15 protein-coding genes are annotated in these 18010 nt (G+C 67.9%); 6 read left to right on the top strand and 9 right to left on the bottom strand.

Annotation, left to right across the window (positions count from 1 at the left end):
• Window positions 1–4 precede the first annotated feature (4 nt).
• Entirely contained in the window at window positions 5–2158 is a 2154-nt protein-coding gene (locus AC5P74_RS06390) for a TadG family pilus assembly protein (RefSeq protein WP_346607820.1), read from the top strand.
• 99 nt (window positions 2159–2257) lie between these two features.
• On the top strand, window positions 2258–2962 hold the full coding sequence (locus AC5P74_RS06385) for a DUF2968 domain-containing protein (protein WP_329843570.1): 705 nt from the start codon (window positions 2258–2260) through the stop codon (window positions 2960–2962).
• Window positions 2963–3036: 74 nt separating this feature from the next.
• On the opposite strand, the gene AC5P74_RS06380 is transcribed toward AC5P74_RS06385, so the two are convergent.
• Window positions 3037–3423, bottom strand: coding sequence for a hypothetical protein (locus AC5P74_RS06380; protein ID WP_346607819.1), 387 nt, complete (start codon window positions 3421–3423; stop codon window positions 3037–3039).
• Window positions 3424–3609: 186 nt separating this feature from the next.
• Here AC5P74_RS06380 and AC5P74_RS06375 point away from each other — a divergent pair, with 186 nt between their 5' ends.
• Window positions 3610–4434: an alpha/beta fold hydrolase gene (locus AC5P74_RS06375; RefSeq protein ID WP_065196126.1), complete on the top strand. Its 825-nt coding sequence runs from the start codon at window positions 3610–3612 to the stop codon at window positions 4432–4434.
• Between the two features lie 103 nt (window positions 4435–4537).
• Here AC5P74_RS06375 and AC5P74_RS06370 read toward each other — a convergent pair whose 3' ends face one another.
• From AC5P74_RS06370 to AC5P74_RS06340, 7 genes are all read right to left on the bottom strand, one after another.
• Window positions 4538–6187: an MFS transporter gene (locus tag AC5P74_RS06370; RefSeq protein WP_235642272.1), complete on the bottom strand. Its 1650-nt coding sequence runs from the start codon at window positions 6185–6187 to the stop codon at window positions 4538–4540.
• Window positions 6181–7464 carry an alginate export family protein gene (locus tag AC5P74_RS06365; protein ID WP_070488933.1) on the bottom strand — a complete coding sequence of 428 codons (1284 nt, stop codon included), beginning with the start codon at window positions 7462–7464 and terminating at the stop codon, window positions 6181–6183. The genes AC5P74_RS06370 and AC5P74_RS06365 overlap by 7 nt, the downstream gene beginning before the upstream one ends.
• Window positions 7443–9290, bottom strand: a complete 1848-nt coding sequence (locus AC5P74_RS06360; protein WP_346607828.1) for an amidohydrolase — start codon at window positions 9288–9290, stop codon at window positions 7443–7445. Before AC5P74_RS06360 ends, AC5P74_RS06365 begins: the two co-directional genes overlap by 22 nt.
• Before the next feature lie 119 nt (window positions 9291–9409).
• Window positions 9410–9835, bottom strand: coding sequence for a DoxX family protein (locus AC5P74_RS06355; protein ID WP_005417004.1), 426 nt, complete (start codon window positions 9833–9835; stop codon window positions 9410–9412).
• A gap of 2 nt (window positions 9836–9837) precedes the next feature.
• Window positions 9838–10494, bottom strand: a complete 657-nt coding sequence (locus tag AC5P74_RS06350) for a hydrolase (protein ID WP_005417006.1) — start codon at window positions 10492–10494, stop codon at window positions 9838–9840.
• Window positions 10491–10934 carry a helix-turn-helix transcriptional regulator gene (locus AC5P74_RS06345; RefSeq protein ID WP_050562701.1) on the bottom strand — a complete coding sequence of 148 codons (444 nt, stop codon included), beginning with the start codon at window positions 10932–10934 and terminating at the stop codon, window positions 10491–10493. Before AC5P74_RS06345 ends, AC5P74_RS06350 begins: the two co-directional genes overlap by 4 nt.
• A 50-nt stretch (window positions 10935–10984) precedes the next feature.
• On the bottom strand, window positions 10985–11317 hold the full coding sequence (locus tag AC5P74_RS06340; protein WP_253137295.1) for a hypothetical protein: 333 nt from the start codon (window positions 11315–11317) through the stop codon (window positions 10985–10987).
• 96 nt (window positions 11318–11413) lie between these two features.
• Between AC5P74_RS06340 and AC5P74_RS06335 the strand changes: the two genes are divergently transcribed.
• Window positions 11414–14443 (top strand): sensor histidine kinase, encoded by a 3030-nt coding sequence (locus tag AC5P74_RS06335; RefSeq protein WP_495204813.1) that lies wholly within the window; start codon window positions 11414–11416, stop codon window positions 14441–14443.
• A complete protein-coding gene (locus AC5P74_RS06330) occupies window positions 14436–15089 on the top strand; it encodes a response regulator (RefSeq protein ID WP_005417012.1) in 654 nt (217 codons plus the stop codon). Before AC5P74_RS06335 ends, AC5P74_RS06330 begins: the two co-directional genes overlap by 8 nt.
• Before the next feature lie 614 nt (window positions 15090–15703).
• Here the strand turns inward: AC5P74_RS06330 and AC5P74_RS06325 are convergent.
• Window positions 15704–16897, bottom strand: coding sequence for an MFS transporter (locus AC5P74_RS06325; RefSeq protein ID WP_053499534.1), 1194 nt, complete (start codon window positions 16895–16897; stop codon window positions 15704–15706).
• A 93-nt stretch (window positions 16898–16990) separates the two neighbouring features.
• Between AC5P74_RS06325 and AC5P74_RS06320 the strand changes: the two genes are divergently transcribed.
• Window positions 16991–17920, top strand: coding sequence for a LysR family transcriptional regulator (locus AC5P74_RS06320; RefSeq protein ID WP_005417015.1), 930 nt, complete (start codon window positions 16991–16993; stop codon window positions 17918–17920).
• The last annotated feature ends 90 nt before the right edge of the window (window positions 17921–18010 follow it).

Raw genomic sequence — 18010 nt, 5'->3', positions numbered from 1 at the left:
GGCCATGAAACGCCCACGACAGTTCAGTTTCAGCCGCGCACGCGGCGGCATGTCGGTCACGATGATGCTGGTCATGCTGGCGCTGGTGGCCATGCTGGGCCTGATCGAGATCGGCTATCTGTTCTGGGCCAAGCGTGATGCGCAGAAGGTGGCCGACCTTGCCGCACTGGCCGGCGCACAGCGGCTGGAGCTGTGCAGCCCGGACAACAGCGACAACAGCGCTGCCCGGCAGAATGCGGTGGTCCAGAACGGGTTCGCAGGCACCCTGCAGATCCGCTGCGGCAACTGGAGCGCCAGCCGTGGCACCGGCACCCGCTTCGTCACCAGCGTCGATGCCAGCAATCCCCGCAATGCGGTTCAGGTGATCGCCGAGCGCAGCGTGCTGCCCTTCTTCGGTCAGACTTCCAGCCTGCCCACCGTGAGCGTGCAGGCCGTGGCGCGCCGTGCCGAACCCACCGCGGTGTTTGCGGTCGGCTCGCAGCTGCTGCGGACCAATGGCGATTCAGTGCTGCTGTCCACCCTGCGCCTGGTTGGCCTGGACGTCACCAATGCCACGGTGCTGTCCTATGACGGCCTGGCGCAGGCCAACGTGACTCCGTCCGGCCTGCTGAAAGCGCTCAACATACCGGTAAGCGCCAACCTCAGCGTGGCCGACTTCAATCGCCTGCTGTCGGTCAACAAGATTTCGCTGGCACAGCTGGTCGATGCTACCGCCACCGTGGTCGGCCGTGACTCCGCAGTGGGGGTGCAGCTGCGCGCGCTGTCCGATCTGGTTGCCACCCAGCTGGACATCAACAAGCTCAACATCGTGCTTGGCAGCCAGTCCGGCGGCGGTGGCCTGTTTGCCGAAGTTGTCTCGCCCGACGGCACGGTCGGCAGCGCACTGGAGTCACAGATCAACGTGCTCAACCTGATCAACACCGCGATCTCCATCGCCAACGATGGTAACGGCGTGGCGGTCAAGGGACTGGACCTGCTGGGCATCAGGATCCAGGCCGGCGTGGTCGAGCCGCCATCGATCGCCATCGGCGGCGTCGGCAGCCGTGCCTACAACGCGCAGGTGCGGCTGATGGCGGACGTGGACAGCAACAACCTGTTCGCGCTGGGGCCGCTGCTGAACCTGCTTGGCACGCGCCTGCACCTGCCGTTGCACGTCGACGTGGCCAACGGTATGGGCACCTTGACCGGCATCCAGTGCGGCGGCAGTCCACCCAAGGCCACGATCCAGGTGGACTCGTCGGTGCTGCGCGCCTGCGTCGGCAATGTCGACCCCGCACAGCGCTTCTCCAAGGCCAATGTCTGCGATGCCACGCTGCAGGACGAACAGCTGCTGAAGCTGCTGGGCCAACCATTGATCAACGACAGGATTGCCCTGCCCGCCCTGACCAGCACGCAGACCCTGACCCTGGCCGCCGGCGAGACCGGCTCGACCCGGTTCAATCCGCTCGCAATTGGTGACGCAGTGTCGAGCCTGGTCAACGAACTGCTACGGGTGCTGTCGGGCATGCTCAATTCGCCCAAGCAGGGCATGAACGCCAACGACACCGCCAAGGCGCTGGCCGATCGCTATCTGCAGGCGGCGTTTCCCACGGGTGGGCGCTACGACATCGACAAGCTCATTCCACTGCTGCGCGACGGCGATCCCGGCAAGCAGCTGGCTCCGCTGAACAGCTGGACCGTGCCGGGTGGGCTGCCATATGCGTGCGGGCTGCTCAACCTGACCACCTGCCACAAGGACGGGCCGGTCTGGGATGCGCTGAAGGTTACGGTCACCGGCCAGGGACTGGGCGTGCTCGACGGTCTGCTCGGCTCGCTGGTCGGCGGCCTGCTGATCAACCGCTGCGACAGCCTGCTCGGCAACCTGATCGATTACAACGGCTGCGTGCGCAACAATCTGGCGTCCTACATCCAGACCGCACCGGCCGGCTTTCTCGATGGTGCCGGGGGAACGGGTGTCACCAACCCCGATGGCAGCGTCAGCTGCAGTGGACTGCTGTGCACCCTGCTCAAGCCGATCCTGGCCGCACTGCGGCCGGTGCTCAACAATATCGGCACCCTGCTGACCAACCTGCTGGCCAGCGTGCTGGGCGTTGAACTGGGCCGGACCGACGTCAATGTGCAGTCGATCCAGTGCAGCGCCGCACAACTGGTCTACTGACCGGTGACGGGCGCCCTTGGCGGCGCCCACACCCATGCTAGACTCCCGGCGGGGAACCACCTTCATCTCAACCCACACTCATCCGTGGATGGTCTAGACATGCGAGAAACTTCAGGGGGCGCGGTCTTTGCCCGGCACGCGCGCAGCGCGGCAGTGCTGGCCGTGGTCATGATGCTGGTGGCACCGGCAGCGATGGCTGCACGTGCCGACCGCGAGGCGGCAGCCGAACCGGCGCGCAGCGCGCCTGTGGTGCGCAATACCGTGGACGAACTCAAGCAGTTGATGGACTCGCGCCAGCTGACCGAGCTGCGCACCACCTACAACGGCAACTATGGCGCCAGCCTGCTGTTCAATGCCAACACCCTGACCTACTACGTCGCCCTGTTCCAGGAGAAGAACTTCTGGCGGGTGATCAAGACCGATGCGGTGGACAACGCCGAGCGCGTCTACCGCACCTTCGCGCAGCAGTCCGAACAGCTCGCCCAGGTCTACATCGACACCACCCGTCTTGAAGCCGGCAAGCGCTACACCGAGCGCCTGGTGGCCTACAACGAAGAACGCCTGCGCACCCTGCAGCAGGAAATGGAACAGCAGCAGGCGCAGTCGGCACAGGTCAGCGCGGCCCTGCAGCAGGCCCAGCAGCAGGCCGTGAGCCTCAGCACCGACGTGCAGAGCACCAACAGCCAGCTGGACGCCCTGCAGCGCCGCATCCAGATCCTGCAGGCCGAACAGGGCAACCCGGAGTTGAGCCTGCCCAAGCCGGACAGTGTGCCCGCACCGGCCGCCGCAAGCGACGGTCGCTGAGAGCTGCACTCACGGTACTCACGCGACGGCGCCCTATGGCGCCGTTGTCGTTTTCGGCACTTCAGCGTCCCGCATCACTGGCAGGCGTCGTAGACCGCGTCATCCAGCTGCCGGCGCTGCACGAAATCCAAGCGCCGACGCTTGAGCAACGCCTTCTCACGATCACGCCGGGCACGCTCGCAGGCTGCCGCATCCGTGCTGATCGTGATCAGCGCACCTTGCGCCCGCGCCGCACGCCGTGGCCGTGGCGTTGGCTTCGGTGTCGAGGCCGCTGGCGCCACAGCGCCGCGGGACAATGACTGCTCCGCGGGCACGTCCCAGCGCCATGCGGCACGCCCCTGGCAGGGTGTCTGCTGGTAGACCGGGTGCGGTCCATCCACGCACTTGTAGACATGGGTCTGTGCCGGCGCTGCCATGGGCAGCAGCAGGCACAGCATCAGCGACCATCGCATGGCGGGCATCCGTGCGTTCCTGTGGCGGGCTGCACTCATCCTCGGCATACGGCTCCCGTCCTGCCAGAGCGATACGCGTCACATCCGATGCAATCCAGCACAGCCGTGCAAGTCGGTCGCCTGCGCCTGCGCTGTACTGCCGAAGGCACCGGCATCCTGCCGAAGCCTTCCCTCCCTTCCGCCAAGGAACCTGCAATGAGCAACTTCGTCACCGTCGCCGATGGCGCCCGCATCTTCTACAAGGATTGGGGCACCGGCCAGCCGATCGTGTTTGCCCACGGTTGGCCGCTGTCTTCCGATGCCTGGGATCCGCAGATGCTGTTCATGGGCCAGAACGGCTTCCGCGTGGTCGCCCACGATCGCCGCAGCCACGGACGCTCCAGCCAGACCTGGAACGGCAACAACATGGACACCTATGCCGATGACCTGGCCGCGGTGATCGAAGCGCTGGACCTGAAGGACGCGATCCTGGTCGGCCATTCCACCGGCGGCGGTGAAGTGGCCCATTACATCGGCCGCCACGGCAGCGCGCGCGTGGCCAAGGTGGTGCTGGTCGGCGCCGTGCCGCCGCTGATGCTGAAGACCGCTGGCAACCCCGCCGGCACCCCGCTGGAGGTCTTCGACGGCATCCGCAAGGGTACCGGCGGCGACCGTTCGCAGTTCTTCAAGGACCTGACCACCCCGTTCTTCGGCGCCAACCGGGATGGCAACAACGTCACCCAGGGCATGCGCGATGCGTTCTGGCTGCAGGGCATGCTCGGTGGCGTCAAGGGCCAGTACGACTGCGTGCACGAATTCTCGGAAGTGGACTACACCGAGGACCTGAAGAAGATCGACGTGCCGGCGCTGGTCGTGCACGGCGATGACGACCAGATCGTGCCGTTCGACGCCTCGGCCAAGCTGTCCTCGCAGATCATCAAGGATGCCGAACTGAAGGTGTACGCCGGTGCGCCGCATGGCCTGACCATCACCCACGCCGACCAGTTCAACGCCGACCTGCTGGCGTTCGCACGCAAGTGAGGTATCGCGGCGGCGCTACCCAGCGCCGCCGCAAAAAAAGGGGACGGAGGGGATTAAGTCGTTTGTGCATAAACGACTTAATCCCCTCCGTCCCCTTTTTGTGTCAGATATCGCTGTGATGGTGTGGTACCCCGGTCTTCGGCAGCGGATCATGGCCACCCACGAAGTGGCGTACCACCGGTGCGCGCTCACCGCGATGCAGTTCCCGCAGCACTTCCTGGATCGCCTTGTCGTCGGCGGTGATGCGCTCATGCTGGCGCAGGTGCTCCAGCCACGACGGGGTCACGAAATACTCCAGGTGGATGCCCGGGCTGGCCACGTCCTCGACCACGCCCCAGACCACGGCGCCATCGCGGCGGCGGATCGTGCCCAGCGCGCGCATCTGCGCCTGGAACGTGGCACGATCAGCATCATCGATGCGGTACTCGATGGTAACCAGCACCGGGCCTCGATCGTTCGACACCGGCACCGACAGCTCGGGTGCCGGCCAGTGCCCGGCCGGGCGCAGGTTCAGGTCTTCGGTGCCGGCGATGCGCACGCGCCACACCAGCAACCCACCGATCACCGCACCGGCCGCTGCCACCAGCAATGCCAGTTCGGGCGAGGTGCGCTGAGCGAGCGCGCCCCAGCTCAGGCCGCCGGCGGCCATGCCGGCAGAGAACACCATGATGTACAGCGCCAGCGCACGCGCACGTACCCATGCCGGAACCGCAGTCTGCGCAGCGATCTGCAGCGACGACAGCACGGTGATCCAGGCAAAGCCATTGACCAGCATCACCGCCGGAAGCACGTACCAGCTGCGGGTCAGCGCCAGCCCGACCAGGCTCAGGGCCAGCGACAACGTCGCCAGCAGCACCAGCAGGTCGCGATCCATCCGTGCGCGCAGCTTCGGCAGCAGCAACGCACCACCCACTGCGCCGATGCCGATGCAGCCCAGCAGCATGCCGTACTGCCCAGCCCCACCCTGCATCTGCCCACGCACTACCACCGGCAACAGCGCGTTCATTGCCGCGGCGAAGAAGAAGAAGCCGACCGACTTGATCAGCACCGCCTGCAGCCGTCCGGCACGGCTCGCGTAGCGCAGGCCCGCTTTCAATCCTGCACCGAAGCCTTCCGGCGGCAAGCTCGACTGCTTTGGGTCGCGCTTCCAGCCCCACACCACGAACAGCATCGCGGCGAAGGTGATGGCATTGAAGCCGAACGCCCAGACCGCACCCAGCTGGGCGACGATCACGCCGCCGATGGCCGGGCCGATCGAACGGGCGATATTGATGCCGATCGAGTTCAGCGCCACCGCCGAGGCCAGCATCGGCTGTGGCACCAGTTCGGAGACGATGGCGGCCTGCGCGGGCATTGCCATCGCCGCACCGCAGCCCATGCAGAAGGTCAGCAGCACCAGCAACTGCGGGGTCAGCAGGTCCATCGCGGTCAACGCAGCCATCGCTGCGGCCACCAGCAGCATCCAGCCCTGGGTGGCCAACAGGTACTTCCGACGATCGACAATGTCGGCCAGGGTGCCGGCAGCGAGCGCCAGCAGCACGATCGGCACCGTGGTGGCCGACTGCACCAGGGCCACCATCAGCGGCGAACCGGTGCGCTCGGCCATCACCCAGGCGGCGGCCACATCATTGACCCAGGTGCCGATGTTGCTGGCCAGGATTGCCAGCCAGATCGAACGGAACATCTGGATCTTCAGCGGGGACCAGGCACCTGCGTCCTGTACGGGGGGTTGCGACGCGGCTGCGTTCACCATTGCCATGCTCCAACGATCGAGGCGAACAGCGTGTCCTGGCCTCCAGCCTGCTTCAGTGCAGGACCGGCGTCGACCCAGGCCAGCTGCAGCTGCCATTGCCAGTGTTCGCTGGCCTGCCAGCGGGTTTCGGATTTGTACTGGGTGCCGATGCGGCGCGCGCCACCGGCGCTGCCCGGCAACGCCACCAGCGGCGCCGGCGTGGTGTAGACCGCATCGGCACGACGATGCTTCCAGGCCATCTGTACGCCCAGTTCCGTCGTCACCGCGTCGTGCAGGCGCAGGGACAGGGTCGGCTGCAGGTCCATCAGATTGGCCGGAGCCAGCAGGCTGGCCTCGCTGAAGTAGGCCGATTTCGGGAACAGTGCATTGAAGGTGCCCAGTCGCCGGTCGTGCAGGTTGCCATCGCCACTGGCGATGTCGGCCTTCAGCCCCAGCCGCGGTTGCAGTGGCCGCTCCCTCCAGCGCCAACCCGTGTCGGTCGCCAGCGTCCAGGCACGGACGTCGAGTGGGCCGGTGGCGGCACGCAGTTCACCGCCCTGCGCCACCAGCTCACTGTTCCAGTCCAGCAGACCTGACTGGCCGAACCAGCGCGCACCGAGTGTCTGCCGGCGCTCGGTTCCCGAGCCCGCCGCAAAGCGCGCACCGTCGCGACGATAGTCCAGCAGGTACAGATCCCACTGTCCCACGCCCTGCCCGCGTGCCGCGGTGGCATAGGCACCCCACAGGTGCGCACCGTGTTCGCTGCGATCATCAAAGGCACCCGGCCGGTTCTCGACCGGCCGCAGGGCCATCAGGTCAAGCGTGCCGAGCCGCCCCTTCCAGCCCAGGCGCGCACCATCGAAGGCCAGGCGGATGTTCGGCCCATCGCGTACCGACAACAGCCGCGAGCTGCCATAGCCGGCTTCCTGCCGGCCGAGCTGCAGATGGAAGCCACCGCGCTGCCAGCGCCAGTACGCCTGCTGCACGTCCAAGGCACCACGGTCGGTGCGGCCCGGGCCGCCTGCCTTGCCATTCTCGGCATGCACGCCCAGCTGCAGTTTTGCCTGCCAGGTGTCCTCCACATAGGTGGCCGAAGCCAGTGCGCGCAGCAGGCCATAGCCGTCTTCGCTGCCGCCGATACCAAACCGGGTCGGGTCGTAGTACAGGCCACGCAGGCGCAGCGATGCGTCCAGCTGCAGCTCGCCGTTGCCCGCGTCGCTGCAGCGGCCGCCCTCGCAGGCCAGCGCCAGCGAGGGCACGGACAGCAGCGCCAGGCTCAGAACGCGAAGCACGAGCATCCCATCGCGCCCCAGAACCCGGCCAGGTCATCGGTCGGCGCCGCGTGATGCGCGGCATGACCGTGAGCACCATGCGTACTGCAGGCCACACCGTGATGGTGGCGATGGGCAGCGGCCAATCCGGTGGCGGCACCACCAACGTGGTAACCACCGAACCGGTTGACCGGCGACCAGTCCGGCATCGCCGGCGGCAGCTGCGGCGCCAGCCCAGCATAATCGCCGTCGGCGTGCACGATGCGCCCGCCGACCACGGTCAGCATGCTGGTGATGTCGGCGATCTGCGCGTCGTCGACGCGGAAGAAATCGGCCGAGAGCAGGATGAAGTCGGCCAGCTGACCAACCTTCAATGTCCCCTTCACTGCTTCGTCGCCGGAGAACCAGGCGCTGCCCTGGGTCCACAGGCGCAGCGCCTGCTCGCGTTCGAGCAGGTTTTCCTCGCCATACAGGGCCAACCCGCCCACGGTGCGCCCGGTCACCAGCCAGGACAACGTCACCCACGGGTTGTAGCTGGCCACGCGGGTGGCGTCGGTGCCTGCGCCCACCGGCACGCCCTCGGCCAACATGCGCTTGACCGGCGGCGTGTGCCGTGCCGCCTGCACGCCGTAGCGCTCGACGAAGGCTTCGCCCTGGTAGGCCATGCGGTGCTGCACGGCGATACCCCCACCCAGCGCGCGGATGCGCTCGATATTGCGCGGAGTGATGGTCTCGGCGTGGTCGATGAACCAGTGCAGGCCATCGAATGGCACCTCGCGGTTGACCTGTTCGTATACATCCAGGATGCGGGTGATGCTCTCGTCGTAGGTGGCGTGGATGCGGAACGGCCAGCGCTTCTCGACCAGCAGCTTCACCACGTCGTGCAGTTCGGGCTCCAGCTCCGGCGGCAGTTCCGGGCGCGGCTCGTTGAACAGTTCGAAGTCGGCGGCGGAGAACACCAGCATCTCGCCCGCGCCGTTGTGGCGCAGCAGGCCATCGCCCTGGCGCGGCTGCAGGATCTCGCTCCAGCCACGGAAGTCATCCACTTCCCTGCCCTTGTTCTGGGTGAACAGGTTGTAGGCGATGCGCACCGTCAGCTGGTCATCGCGATGCAGCTGCTCGATGACCTGGTAGTCCTCGGGGTAGTTCTGGAAGCCACCGCCGGCGTCGATCACCGAGGTGATGCCAAGCCGGTTCAGTTCGCGCATGAAGTGGCGCGTCGAGTTGGCCTGGTACTCGATCGGCAGGCGCGGGCCCTTGGCCAGCGTCGCGTAGAGGATCAGCGCATTCGGCTTGGCCAGCAGCAGCCCGGTCGGGTTGCCCAGCGAATCGCGCACGATCTGGCCACCCGGCGGATCCGGTGTGTCCTTGCTGTAGCCGCAGGCGCGCAGCGCGGCGCGGTTGAGCAGTGCGCGGTCATACAGGTGCAGCAGGAACACCGGCGTATCCGGCGCGATGTCGTTGAGCTCCTGCAGCGTCGGCAGGCGCTTCTCGTTGAACTGCGCGGCGGTAAAGCCACCGACCACGCGGACCCACTGCGGCGCGGGAGTACGGTCTACCTGGGCCTTCAGCATGTCCAGGGCGTCGCCCAGCGAACGCAGGCCGTCCCAGCGCAGTTCCAGGTTGTAGTTCAGGCCACCACGGATGAGGTGGGTATGGCTGTCGTTGAGGCCGGGCAGCAGGCGCCGGCCCTGCGCGTCGATCAGCGTCGCTTCATTGCCCCAGCCGCGCATGATCTCCTCGTCGCTGCCGACGGCGACGATGCGGCCTTCCTGTACAGCCAGCGCCTGCGCATGCGGCTGCTGCGGGTCGAGGGTGGTGATGCGGGCATTGCGGATGACCAGCGTGCTCATGCGACGCTCCTTGGAAGCGGAATCGAGTGCGGCACCGGCGCGACCTGCCAGGCCGAGCGCAACAGCGGCGCCGCTGGCCAGCACCACGTTGCGGCGGCCGTGATCGAGGGGATCGTGACTCATGCGAATTCTCCCGGAAAGCGTTGGCCGTCCAGCGCCCAGGCGCCGGGGCCGGCCAGCGCGAGGGCCAGCAGCACCGTGGTCCACATCAACGGGTACTCACTGCCGCCGCGCATCCAGAACCAGCCCTTGGGCAGGGCCAACAGCACGGTGAAGCCGATGAAGGCAGCCGCCGCAAGCGCGGCGATGCGGGTCTGCCACCCCAGCAGCACGGCCAGCCCGGACAACACCTGCAGCAAGGCCAACAGCAATGGCAACGGTGCCACTGCCGGCAGCCCGAAACCGCGCAGCTCGGTGGCGAAGCCGGAAAGCCCCGGCCCCCCGAACCAGCCGAACAGCTTGCCCAGCGCGTGCGGCAGCAGGAAGCCTCCTGCCGCCACGCGCAGCATCAGCAGGGCCAGGTCGAGGCCATGGCCGGCAACCATGCTCAGTGCCCGCCTTCCTGCGCACCGAACATCCGCTTGGCGTACTGGATGCCGATGCCGTAGCCGCCAGCGTGATCGCGCGCAATGCCGGTGGTCAGGTCGTAGGTTTCACCCCGTGCCCAGTCGCGCTGCAGTTCGAGCAGGTACTGCACGCTGGTCATCGGCACCGCGCCGGCCTGCACCATGCGGGTGATCGCACGCTCGTGCGCTTCCTCGCTGACATCGCCACAGGCATCGGTGATCACATACACCTCAAAGCCCTGCGCCAGCGCCGACAGTGCCGGGCCGACGATGCAGACGCTGGTCCACAGGCCGGCGATGACCAGACGGCGCTTGCCGATGCGGTTGATCTCATCGATCACAGGCTGGTCTTCCCAGGTGTTCATCGAGGTGCGATCGAACACCGTCTGGCCCGGAAAGATCTGCGGCAGTTCCGGGAACATCGGCCCGGAGAACGATGCTTCGGCGACCGTGGTCAGCACGACCGGTACATTGAAGCCCTTGGCGCCCTTGCCGATCAGCGACACGTTGTTGCGCAGCGCGGAGATGTCGATGGTGTGGGTGGCGAACGCCATCTGCGACTGGAAGTCGATCAGCACCAGGGCGTGGTCGGTCGGCGACAGCAGCGCCGGGGCGGGAGTGGCGGTGGCAAGGCTCATGGGTGGACTCCGTTGGAAACACGATCAAGGGGATGCAACAGGGCGGCATCGCCGGCAACGTACTGGCCGGGGCTGCAGCCGGTCTCCGCGCGGAAGCTGCGGACGAAATGGCTCTGGTCGAAGAAGCCCAGCTGCTGGGCCAGGCAGGCCATCGGCAGCTGCGCGCCCGGCAGCAACTGGCGCGCGCGCTCGATGCGACGGCGGCGGACATAGCGCAGCGGGCTGGCGCCGGTACCGGCGCGGAAAAGGCGTACCAGATGGAAGCGGCTGACGCAGGCGGCCGCCGCCAGCTCGGTCACCCGCAGCGGCTGCGACAGATGCTCATCGACATAGCGCAGGGCGCGCTGCAACGCGGCGGCCTGTTGCGGTGCCAGTGAAGCGGCGGGCGGATCAGGCGGGAAGAGGGTGGCCATGCGGGACGCCGCGAAGGGGTGCCCCATGGTGCGTGACCCCTGCGTGATGCCCTACCCCCGTCGGTCGAGGCCAGCACCTACCCGAATGGGGGAGGCCGACGGCCGAGCAGGCGGCGCCCGAACAACCGCGCATCCAATGAATAGGCGCCAGGGCCCAGCATCAACAGCGCCAATGGCAGCGCCGCCTGCGGCCACGGCGCCTGCTGCGCGAACATGCCCACGGCCGCCATCAGCGCCGCCAGCGGCGTCAACGCACCCAGCACGAGCATCAGCACTGCCAGCAGGCACAACGCCGACCACCCGCCCGCCTGCATGCCGGGCGTGAACAGCGCAGCGGACAGGCACAACCGCAACCACAGCAGGCCGATGCCCGGACCGCGGTCGGGGAACATCACGAACAGGCGCTGCATGGCGGGGCTCCGGAGGGCATGCCGGCGTGATAGCCGACGCCGGCGCACGCCGCCTACCCCGTTCGGGTCACCCCGGACTGCCCCACACCTGCCAGAATGCGCGCCATGCGTGGCCGCCCCTTCCCGTCCGTGCGTCGCCTGCCGACGCTGCTGACGTGCCTGCTGCTGTTGACCTCCCTGCCCGCCTTTGCCGTGCAGCGCCCTCCGGTGAGCGGCGGGCTGCCCGATTACGAACACACCGCCTGGCGTGTCGGCCAGGGCGCGCCGGGCGATATCTGGGACATTGCCCAGGACCGTGAGGGCCTGTTGTGGCTGGCTACCGGCTCGGGCCTGTACCGCTTCGATGGCCGTCGCTTCGAACGGCAGGCGGCGCCCGCCGGCAGCCAGTTCCCGTCCACCAACATGGTCACGCTGGCGCATGCCGCCGGCGGTGCGCTATGGATCGGCTACTTCCAGGCCGGCATCAGCCAGTTCACGCATGGGCAGCTGCGCAGCTACGGCCGCGAGCAGGGGGTGCCGGTCGGCGTGGTCCCACGCTTCAGCCAGGATCGCCAGGGCCAGCTCTGGGCGGCGATCAATGGCGGGCTGCGCCGCTTTGACGGACATCGCTGGCAGCCACTGCCGGCCGCTGCCGGCCTGCCAGAGCGCCGTGTGCAGGGGGTGCTGCACGACAGCCGGGGCAGGTTCTGGGTGCTGGCCGACCTGAAGATCTGGATGCGTGCGGCGGGCCAGACCGCGTTCGAGGACACCGGCATCGCGGTCTCGCAGATGGCGACGCTGGCCGAAAGCCCGCAGGGTGAAGTGTGGCTGGCCGACCGGGTGAGAGGCACCTCGCCGCTGGCCAACGCGCAGGGTCTGCTGGCAGACAGCGAACGTGAGGCGCGGCGGTTGCCGGAACTGGTTGCTGCGCGCCTGCAGTTCACTGCCGATGGCGCGCTGTGGGCCACGATGAGCCCGCACGGCGGCGTCGCCCGCATCACCTTCGACGGCACCCGGGCCGTGCGCATGGAACGCTTCGATTCGCCGCAAGGACTGACCGCCACATCAGCAGTGCCGATCATCGTCGATCGCGAAGGCAATCTCTGGATTGGCACCAATCTCGGCCTCAACCGCTTCCGCGCACGCAGCGTCCACACCCTGGCGGTGGGCCCAAGCGATCCGTACCGCTCGCTGGTGCGGGCCAGTGATGGCCGCGTGTATGGCTATGGCGAAGACCTCAAGCCCTACGACCTGCGGCGCACCCTGCTCGATGGCAGCGCCACACAGCTGCAGGCCGCCGCGCGCCAGGCACCCACGCCGATCTGGCAGTTCGACTGGGTCAACCTCGCGCGCACGGTCGCCGGCCACACCACACTGATCCCGCTGCCGGCGCCGTTCACCGGGCAGCCGCTGCATGCCCTGTTGTTCCCCGATGACGGACAGGCCTGGGTCTGCACCGGCGAACGCGGGGTACTGCACTACCAGCATGACCAGTGGCAGCGTGAAATCCGCCTGCCCGAGCAGGCCTGCTCATCGCTGGCGCTGGATGCCGATGGCCAGCTGCTGCTCGGCTATGCCGATGGCCGCCTGCGCCGCCTGGGTGCGAATGGCACCGAGACCTTCGACGCCGGGAACGGCCTGTCGGTAGGGCCGATCACCGCGATGCTGCACCACCGGGACCTTCTGCTGGTCGCCGGCGAAGCGGGGCTGGCGGCACGGCTGGGCAACGGCCGGTTCGTTCCGGTGCGCACCGACATGGCCGGTGTCCTGGAGGGCATCACCGGCATGGTCGCCGATGCCAATGGACACCTGTGGCTAAACGGCAGCCGTGGCCTGGTACGGATGGAAAGCGGGTTGCTGCGCCGTGCCCTGCGCACCGGTCTGCCAGTGACGCCACGCCTGTTCGATGCCATCGACGGCATGCCCGGCATCGCCCTGCAGAGCGGACCGATCGCTACCGCCGCCCTGGCCGAGGACGGCCTGCTGTGGCTGGCCACCAACCAGGGCCTGGCCTGGCTGGACACCACCCAATCGCACGTCAATACGATGGCTCCCAGCGTGCGCATCGGCGAGGTGCTGTATGGCAGCGAGCACGCGCCGCTACGCGATGGCCTGCGCCTCCCGGCCGGCACCAGCCAGCTGCAGATTGACTACGTGGCGCTGTCGTTGGCACGTCCGGAGCGCAACCGCTACCGCTACCGCCTGTCGGGCGTGGATGACGGCTGGCAGGACGCTGGCAGCAGCACACGTGCGTACTACACCAACCTCGCGCCCGGCAGCTACCGGTTCGAGGTGGAAGCCGCCAACGAGGACGGCATCTGGAGCACCGCACCGGCCAGCCGCAGCTTCCGCATCGCTCCCACCTTCATGCAGACCGTGTGGTTCAAGCTGCTGTGCACCGCCGCCGTGCTTGCACTGCTGGTGCTGGCGGTACGCATCCGCAGCGGGCAGCTGGCCGCACTGTTCCGCGCCCGACTGCAGGAACGCAACGGCGAGCGCGAACGCATCGCGCGCGACCTGCACGACACCCTGCTGCAGGGTAGCCAGGGCCTGATCCTGCGCCTGCACGCGATCAGCCAGTCAGCGCAGACACCGGAGCCTGTGCGCAGTCAGCTTGAGTCAGCGATGCAGCTGGCCGAGCGCAACCTGGCCGAGGGTCGCGAGCGGGTCAATGCGCTGCGCGAGGCGCCGTTCGCGGGCCGCGACCTCGCTTCGGCGCTGGCCGACGTGCACGCCGAATACGCCGGGCATGGCATCAATCCCCTGCGCCTGACCGTGGAAGGCGCGACGCCACCGCTGCAGGCCGACGCGGCCGAAGAGGTGTTCCTGATCGGGCGCGAGGCCATCCGCAATGCGTTGCGCCATGCCAATGCCAGTGCCATTGAAGTGGAACTGTCCTATGGCACGCGTTGTTTTCTGCTGCACGTGCGCGACGACGGCGCCGGCATTGCCGACGAGAACGCCGGCCATGGCCATTGGGGCCTGCAGGGCATGCGTGAGCGCGCCCAGCGCCTCGGCGCGGAACTGCAGCTGTGGACCCGCCCCGGGCTGGGTACCGAGGTCGCGCTGGCGGTTCCCGCCCGTCGCCTGTATCACCGCCGCCCATCGCGTTGGCGCTGGCCCTGGAGTAGAACGAGCCATGACTGAATCCCCTACCCCGATCGGCGTACTGGTGGTCGATGATCACCCGTTGCTGCGTGACGGCCTGGCTGCGCTGCTGGGCGCCCATTCCGACCTGCGCCTGCTCGGCGAGGCCGCCGATGGCGAGGAAGCCATCGCGCGCTATCAGCAGCTGCAGCCAGACGTGGTACTGATGGACCTGCAGATGCCACGCCTGGATGGTGTGGAAGCCATCGTGCGGATCCGCGCGATGGATCCGCGCGCGCGCATCATCGTGCTGACCACCTACCGTGGTGACGTACGTGCGGTGCGGGCGCTGCAGGCCGGCGCCAGCGCGTACCTGCTGAAGGACATGCTGCGCCATGAACTGGTCGACACCATCCGCATGGTCGCCGGCGGCCGGCGCGCACCGATTCCCCCGGCCGTGGCGGCCAGCATCGCCGCGCATGTAGTGGAAGATCGCTTGTCGCCGCGCGAGACCGAGGTACTGCGGCACGTGGCCGGAGGGCTGTCGAACAAGCGCATCGGCGAGCGCATGCAGATTTCCGAGCAGACGGTGAAGGCGCACATGAAGAGCCTGATGGACAAGCTCGGCGTGGGTGATCGCACGCATGCGGTAACCCAGGCGCTGCGGCGCGGCATCATCAGCCTGGACGACAGCGGGCACGATTAGAGGGTTGTCCGGCAGGGCTGCGCCCTGCACCCACGGTAGTGCCGGCCGCTGGCCGGCAACCTCAACAGCAAAAGCGGGCTTTCCGTGGGATGGCGGGGCGGTGTCGGAGTGCGGGGACGCTGCAAGTACGTCCCTGTAAGCTTGGCAGCCGCATCCATGCGGCTGACACCCCGCACTCCGACACCGCCCCACCCCTGACAGATTCCGATAGCGGTTGGTAGGTGTCGATCTTGGTCGACACTTCTGTCAGATATCGAAATCAATCAGGGGTCAGATCCGTTTTCCTTCGGAAAACGGATCTGACCCCAAGAGCCATTCCAACAGACCGCAGGAACCTGTCGAAGGCGGGGTGGGTCCGGTTGCGGGGGCGTGAGCGCCATGGGCCCGAGGCATGCCTCGGGCGGGTTGGGCAGGACGCCCAACCCCGGTCTTGCCGTGTGCGCAGGACAGCGCACACGAGCAAGGCGCGACCGAGCCTTCAGGGATGGATTCACGGCGTCCCCCGCAACCGGACCCACCCCGCCTCCCTACAGGAACCCCGCTGTTGCTGTTGCTGTTGCTGTTGCTGTTGCCTCCAGCAGGTGCAGGGCTGCAAGCCCTGCCGAACACCACCCCTACTTCAAACGCAGCAGCAGGCTGCCGCCCGCACACACCACCGCCAGCCAGGCCACGCCGTGCCACCCCCACTGCGCCAGCGCCAGGCTGCCCAGCGCACCACCGGCGGCCATGCCGATGAACATGCCGGTGAACAACAGCGCATTGAGCCGGCTGCGTGCCGGCGGCACCAGCCCGTAGACCAGGGTCTGGTGCGCCACCAGCGCCGACTGGAAGCCGAAGTCGAACAGCAGCGCACTCACCACCAGCAACGGCAACAGCGCGGCGGCCGGCAACCAGGCTTCGGCCAGCAGCAGGCCGAAGCCCAGCAGCGCCACCGCAATCGCCAGCCGTGCCACCGCATGGCACCCCAGTCGATCAGCGAAACGGCCGGCAAACGGCGCGGCCAATGCACCGGCCGCACCGGCGATACCGAACGCACCCGCCGCCGCACTGCCGAGGCCCAGACGTGCATGCAGCATCAGCGCCAGGGTCGACCAGAACGCGCTGAATCCCACGGCCAGCAGCGACTGGCTGGCCACCGCACGGCGCAGCTGCGGCTGCTCGCGCCACAACGCCAGCAACGAACCCAGCAACGCCGGATAGCGCAGCGTGCTGGTCGGCGCGAAACGCGGCAGTGCACGCGCCATCACCGCGCCCATCGCCGCCACGGATACCGCCGCCAGCACGAACTGCGTGCGCCAGCCCCACGCTTCAGCCACCACGCCACTGACCACCCTTGACAACAGGATGCCGAGCAGCAGGCCGGTCATCACCCGGCCGACGATCTGGCCGCGCTGCGCATCCGGTGCCAGCACCGCAGCGGCGGGAACGATGTCCTGCGCCAGCGTTGCCATCAGCCCGACCAGCAGGCTGGCCATCAGCAGGCCCGGCAGGTGCCCGGCCATCGCGGCGGCGCCCAGTGCCAGCGCCAGCAGCGCGGACTTCAACAGGATCAGATGGCGGCGGTCGAAGCGATCGCCCAGCGGTGCCAGCAGCAGGATGCCCAGTGCGTAGCCGAGCTGGGTCAAGGTTGGCACCAGGCCGGCGGCGCGCTCACCGGCGCCCAGGTCCTGGGCGATCAGGCCCAGCATGGGCTGGCTGTAATACAGCGACGCGACCGAGAAGCCGGCACCGGCCGCCATTGCCAGCACCAATGGGGCGGAAGGCACGGTCGCCGGTGCGGCCGCAACAGACAGCGAGGGGGTAGACATGGGGGAGCCCCGTAGAGGAAGTGGGCGTATCCTGCCTGTATTCGCCATACGTCTGTAGTAGGCTCTGGCACATATATTTCATACGCCACACGCATGAATGACCTCGCCACCGGCGCTGATCGCCTGGATCTGCTGCGCACCTTCCTGCGCATCGTCGATGCCGGCAGCCTGTCTGCTGCGGCCCTGCAGCTGGGCACCACCCAGCCGACGGTCAGCCGACGCCTGCAGGCACTGGAGCGGCAGCTCGGCCTGCGCCTGCTGCAGCGCTCCACCCATGGCCTGCAACTGACCGAGGACGGCCTGCGCTGCCAGCGTCATGCGCAGCGCGTGGTCGACGAATGGGAGTCGCTGCAGGCCGAGCTGAACGGCGAACCGGAAACGCTGCGCGGACGCCTGCGGGTGATGGTGCCGCACGCCTTTGGCCAGGCGCAGCTGCTGCCTACCATGCTCGCATTCCTCGCCCAGCACCCGCAGCTGAGCCTGGAGTGGATCCTTGAAGATCGTCGCCCGGATTTCATCGCAGAAGGCATCGACTGCGCGGTGCGGGTGGGCCCTGTCGACGAACCGCGCATGGTTGCACTGCCGCTCGCCGAAGTGCCGCGCATCGTCGTGGCAGCGCCCTCGCTGGTGGACGCCACGGCGGTCAGTACGCCGGAACAGGCACAGTCACTGCCGTGGATCTCGCTGGTCACCTACTACCGCGAACGCCTGCTGCTGCATGATGCGCAGGGCCGGGCGCATACGCTGTCAATCAGCCCGCGCCTGCTCAGCGATAACCTGTTCGTGGTACAGCAGGCTGCACGCGCCGGGCTGGGCGCAGCGGTGGTCTCGGCCTGGCTGGTGGCCGACGACCTCGCACAAGGGCGGCTGGTGCAGCTGCTGCCGGACTGGCAGGCACCGGCACTGCCGGTACACGTCGTGTTTCCTGCCGCGCGCCAGCAGCCGCCACGGCTGCGCGCCTTCATCGATGCGATGAAGGCCGCACTGCCGCAGTTGCACGGCATGCGGCCGGCACCGCGCTAGGTCACCGGCCCCATCATCCACGCATGGCGTGGATTTCGTTCAAGACCACAGGGTCAGAGCCCTTCCCGTTGAGAAGGGATCCGACCCTGT

The organism is Stenotrophomonas sp. YJH_SMC_94-11, from assembly GCF_059370435.1.
The sequence above is the reverse complement of the archived record's forward strand: the minus strand, read 5'-3'. Positions and strand labels throughout refer to the sequence as shown.

What these genes read in the sequence shown, in the direction of transcription:
- AC5P74_RS06390 (WP_346607820.1), top strand. Translation starts at nt 5, where the DNA reads ATGAAACGCCCACGACAGTTCAGTTTCAGCCGCGCACGCGGCGGCATG.
- AC5P74_RS06385 (WP_329843570.1), top strand. Translation starts at nt 2,258, where the DNA reads ATGCGAGAAACTTCAGGGGGCGCGGTCTTTGCCCGGCACGCGCGCAGC.
- AC5P74_RS06380 (WP_346607819.1), bottom strand. Translation starts at nt 3,423, where the DNA reads ATGCCCGCCATGCGATGGTCGCTGATGCTGTGCCTGCTGCTGCCCATG.
- AC5P74_RS06375 (WP_065196126.1), top strand. Translation starts at nt 3,610, where the DNA reads ATGAGCAACTTCGTCACCGTCGCCGATGGCGCCCGCATCTTCTACAAG.
- AC5P74_RS06370 (WP_235642272.1), bottom strand. Translation starts at nt 6,187, where the DNA reads ATGGTGAACGCAGCCGCGTCGCAACCCCCCGTACAGGACGCAGGTGCC.
- AC5P74_RS06365 (WP_070488933.1), bottom strand. Translation starts at nt 7,464, where the DNA reads ATGCTCGTGCTTCGCGTTCTGAGCCTGGCGCTGCTGTCCGTGCCCTCG.
- AC5P74_RS06360 (WP_346607828.1), bottom strand. Translation starts at nt 9,290, where the DNA reads ATGAGCACGCTGGTCATCCGCAATGCCCGCATCACCACCCTCGACCCG.
- AC5P74_RS06355 (WP_005417004.1), bottom strand. Translation starts at nt 9,835, where the DNA reads ATGGTTGCCGGCCATGGCCTCGACCTGGCCCTGCTGATGCTGCGCGTG.
- AC5P74_RS06350 (WP_005417006.1), bottom strand. Translation starts at nt 10,494, where the DNA reads ATGAGCCTTGCCACCGCCACTCCCGCCCCGGCGCTGCTGTCGCCGACC.
- AC5P74_RS06345 (WP_050562701.1), bottom strand. Translation starts at nt 10,934, where the DNA reads ATGGGGCACCCCTTCGCGGCGTCCCGCATGGCCACCCTCTTCCCGCCT.
- AC5P74_RS06340 (WP_253137295.1), bottom strand. Translation starts at nt 11,317, where the DNA reads ATGCAGCGCCTGTTCGTGATGTTCCCCGACCGCGGTCCGGGCATCGGC.
- AC5P74_RS06335 (WP_495204813.1), top strand. Translation starts at nt 11,414, where the DNA reads ATGCGCGCCATGCGTGGCCGCCCCTTCCCGTCCGTGCGTCGCCTGCCG.
- AC5P74_RS06330 (WP_005417012.1), top strand. Translation starts at nt 14,436, where the DNA reads ATGACTGAATCCCCTACCCCGATCGGCGTACTGGTGGTCGATGATCAC.
- AC5P74_RS06325 (WP_053499534.1), bottom strand. Translation starts at nt 16,897, where the DNA reads ATGTCTACCCCCTCGCTGTCTGTTGCGGCCGCACCGGCGACCGTGCCT.
- AC5P74_RS06320 (WP_005417015.1), top strand. Translation starts at nt 16,991, where the DNA reads ATGAATGACCTCGCCACCGGCGCTGATCGCCTGGATCTGCTGCGCACC.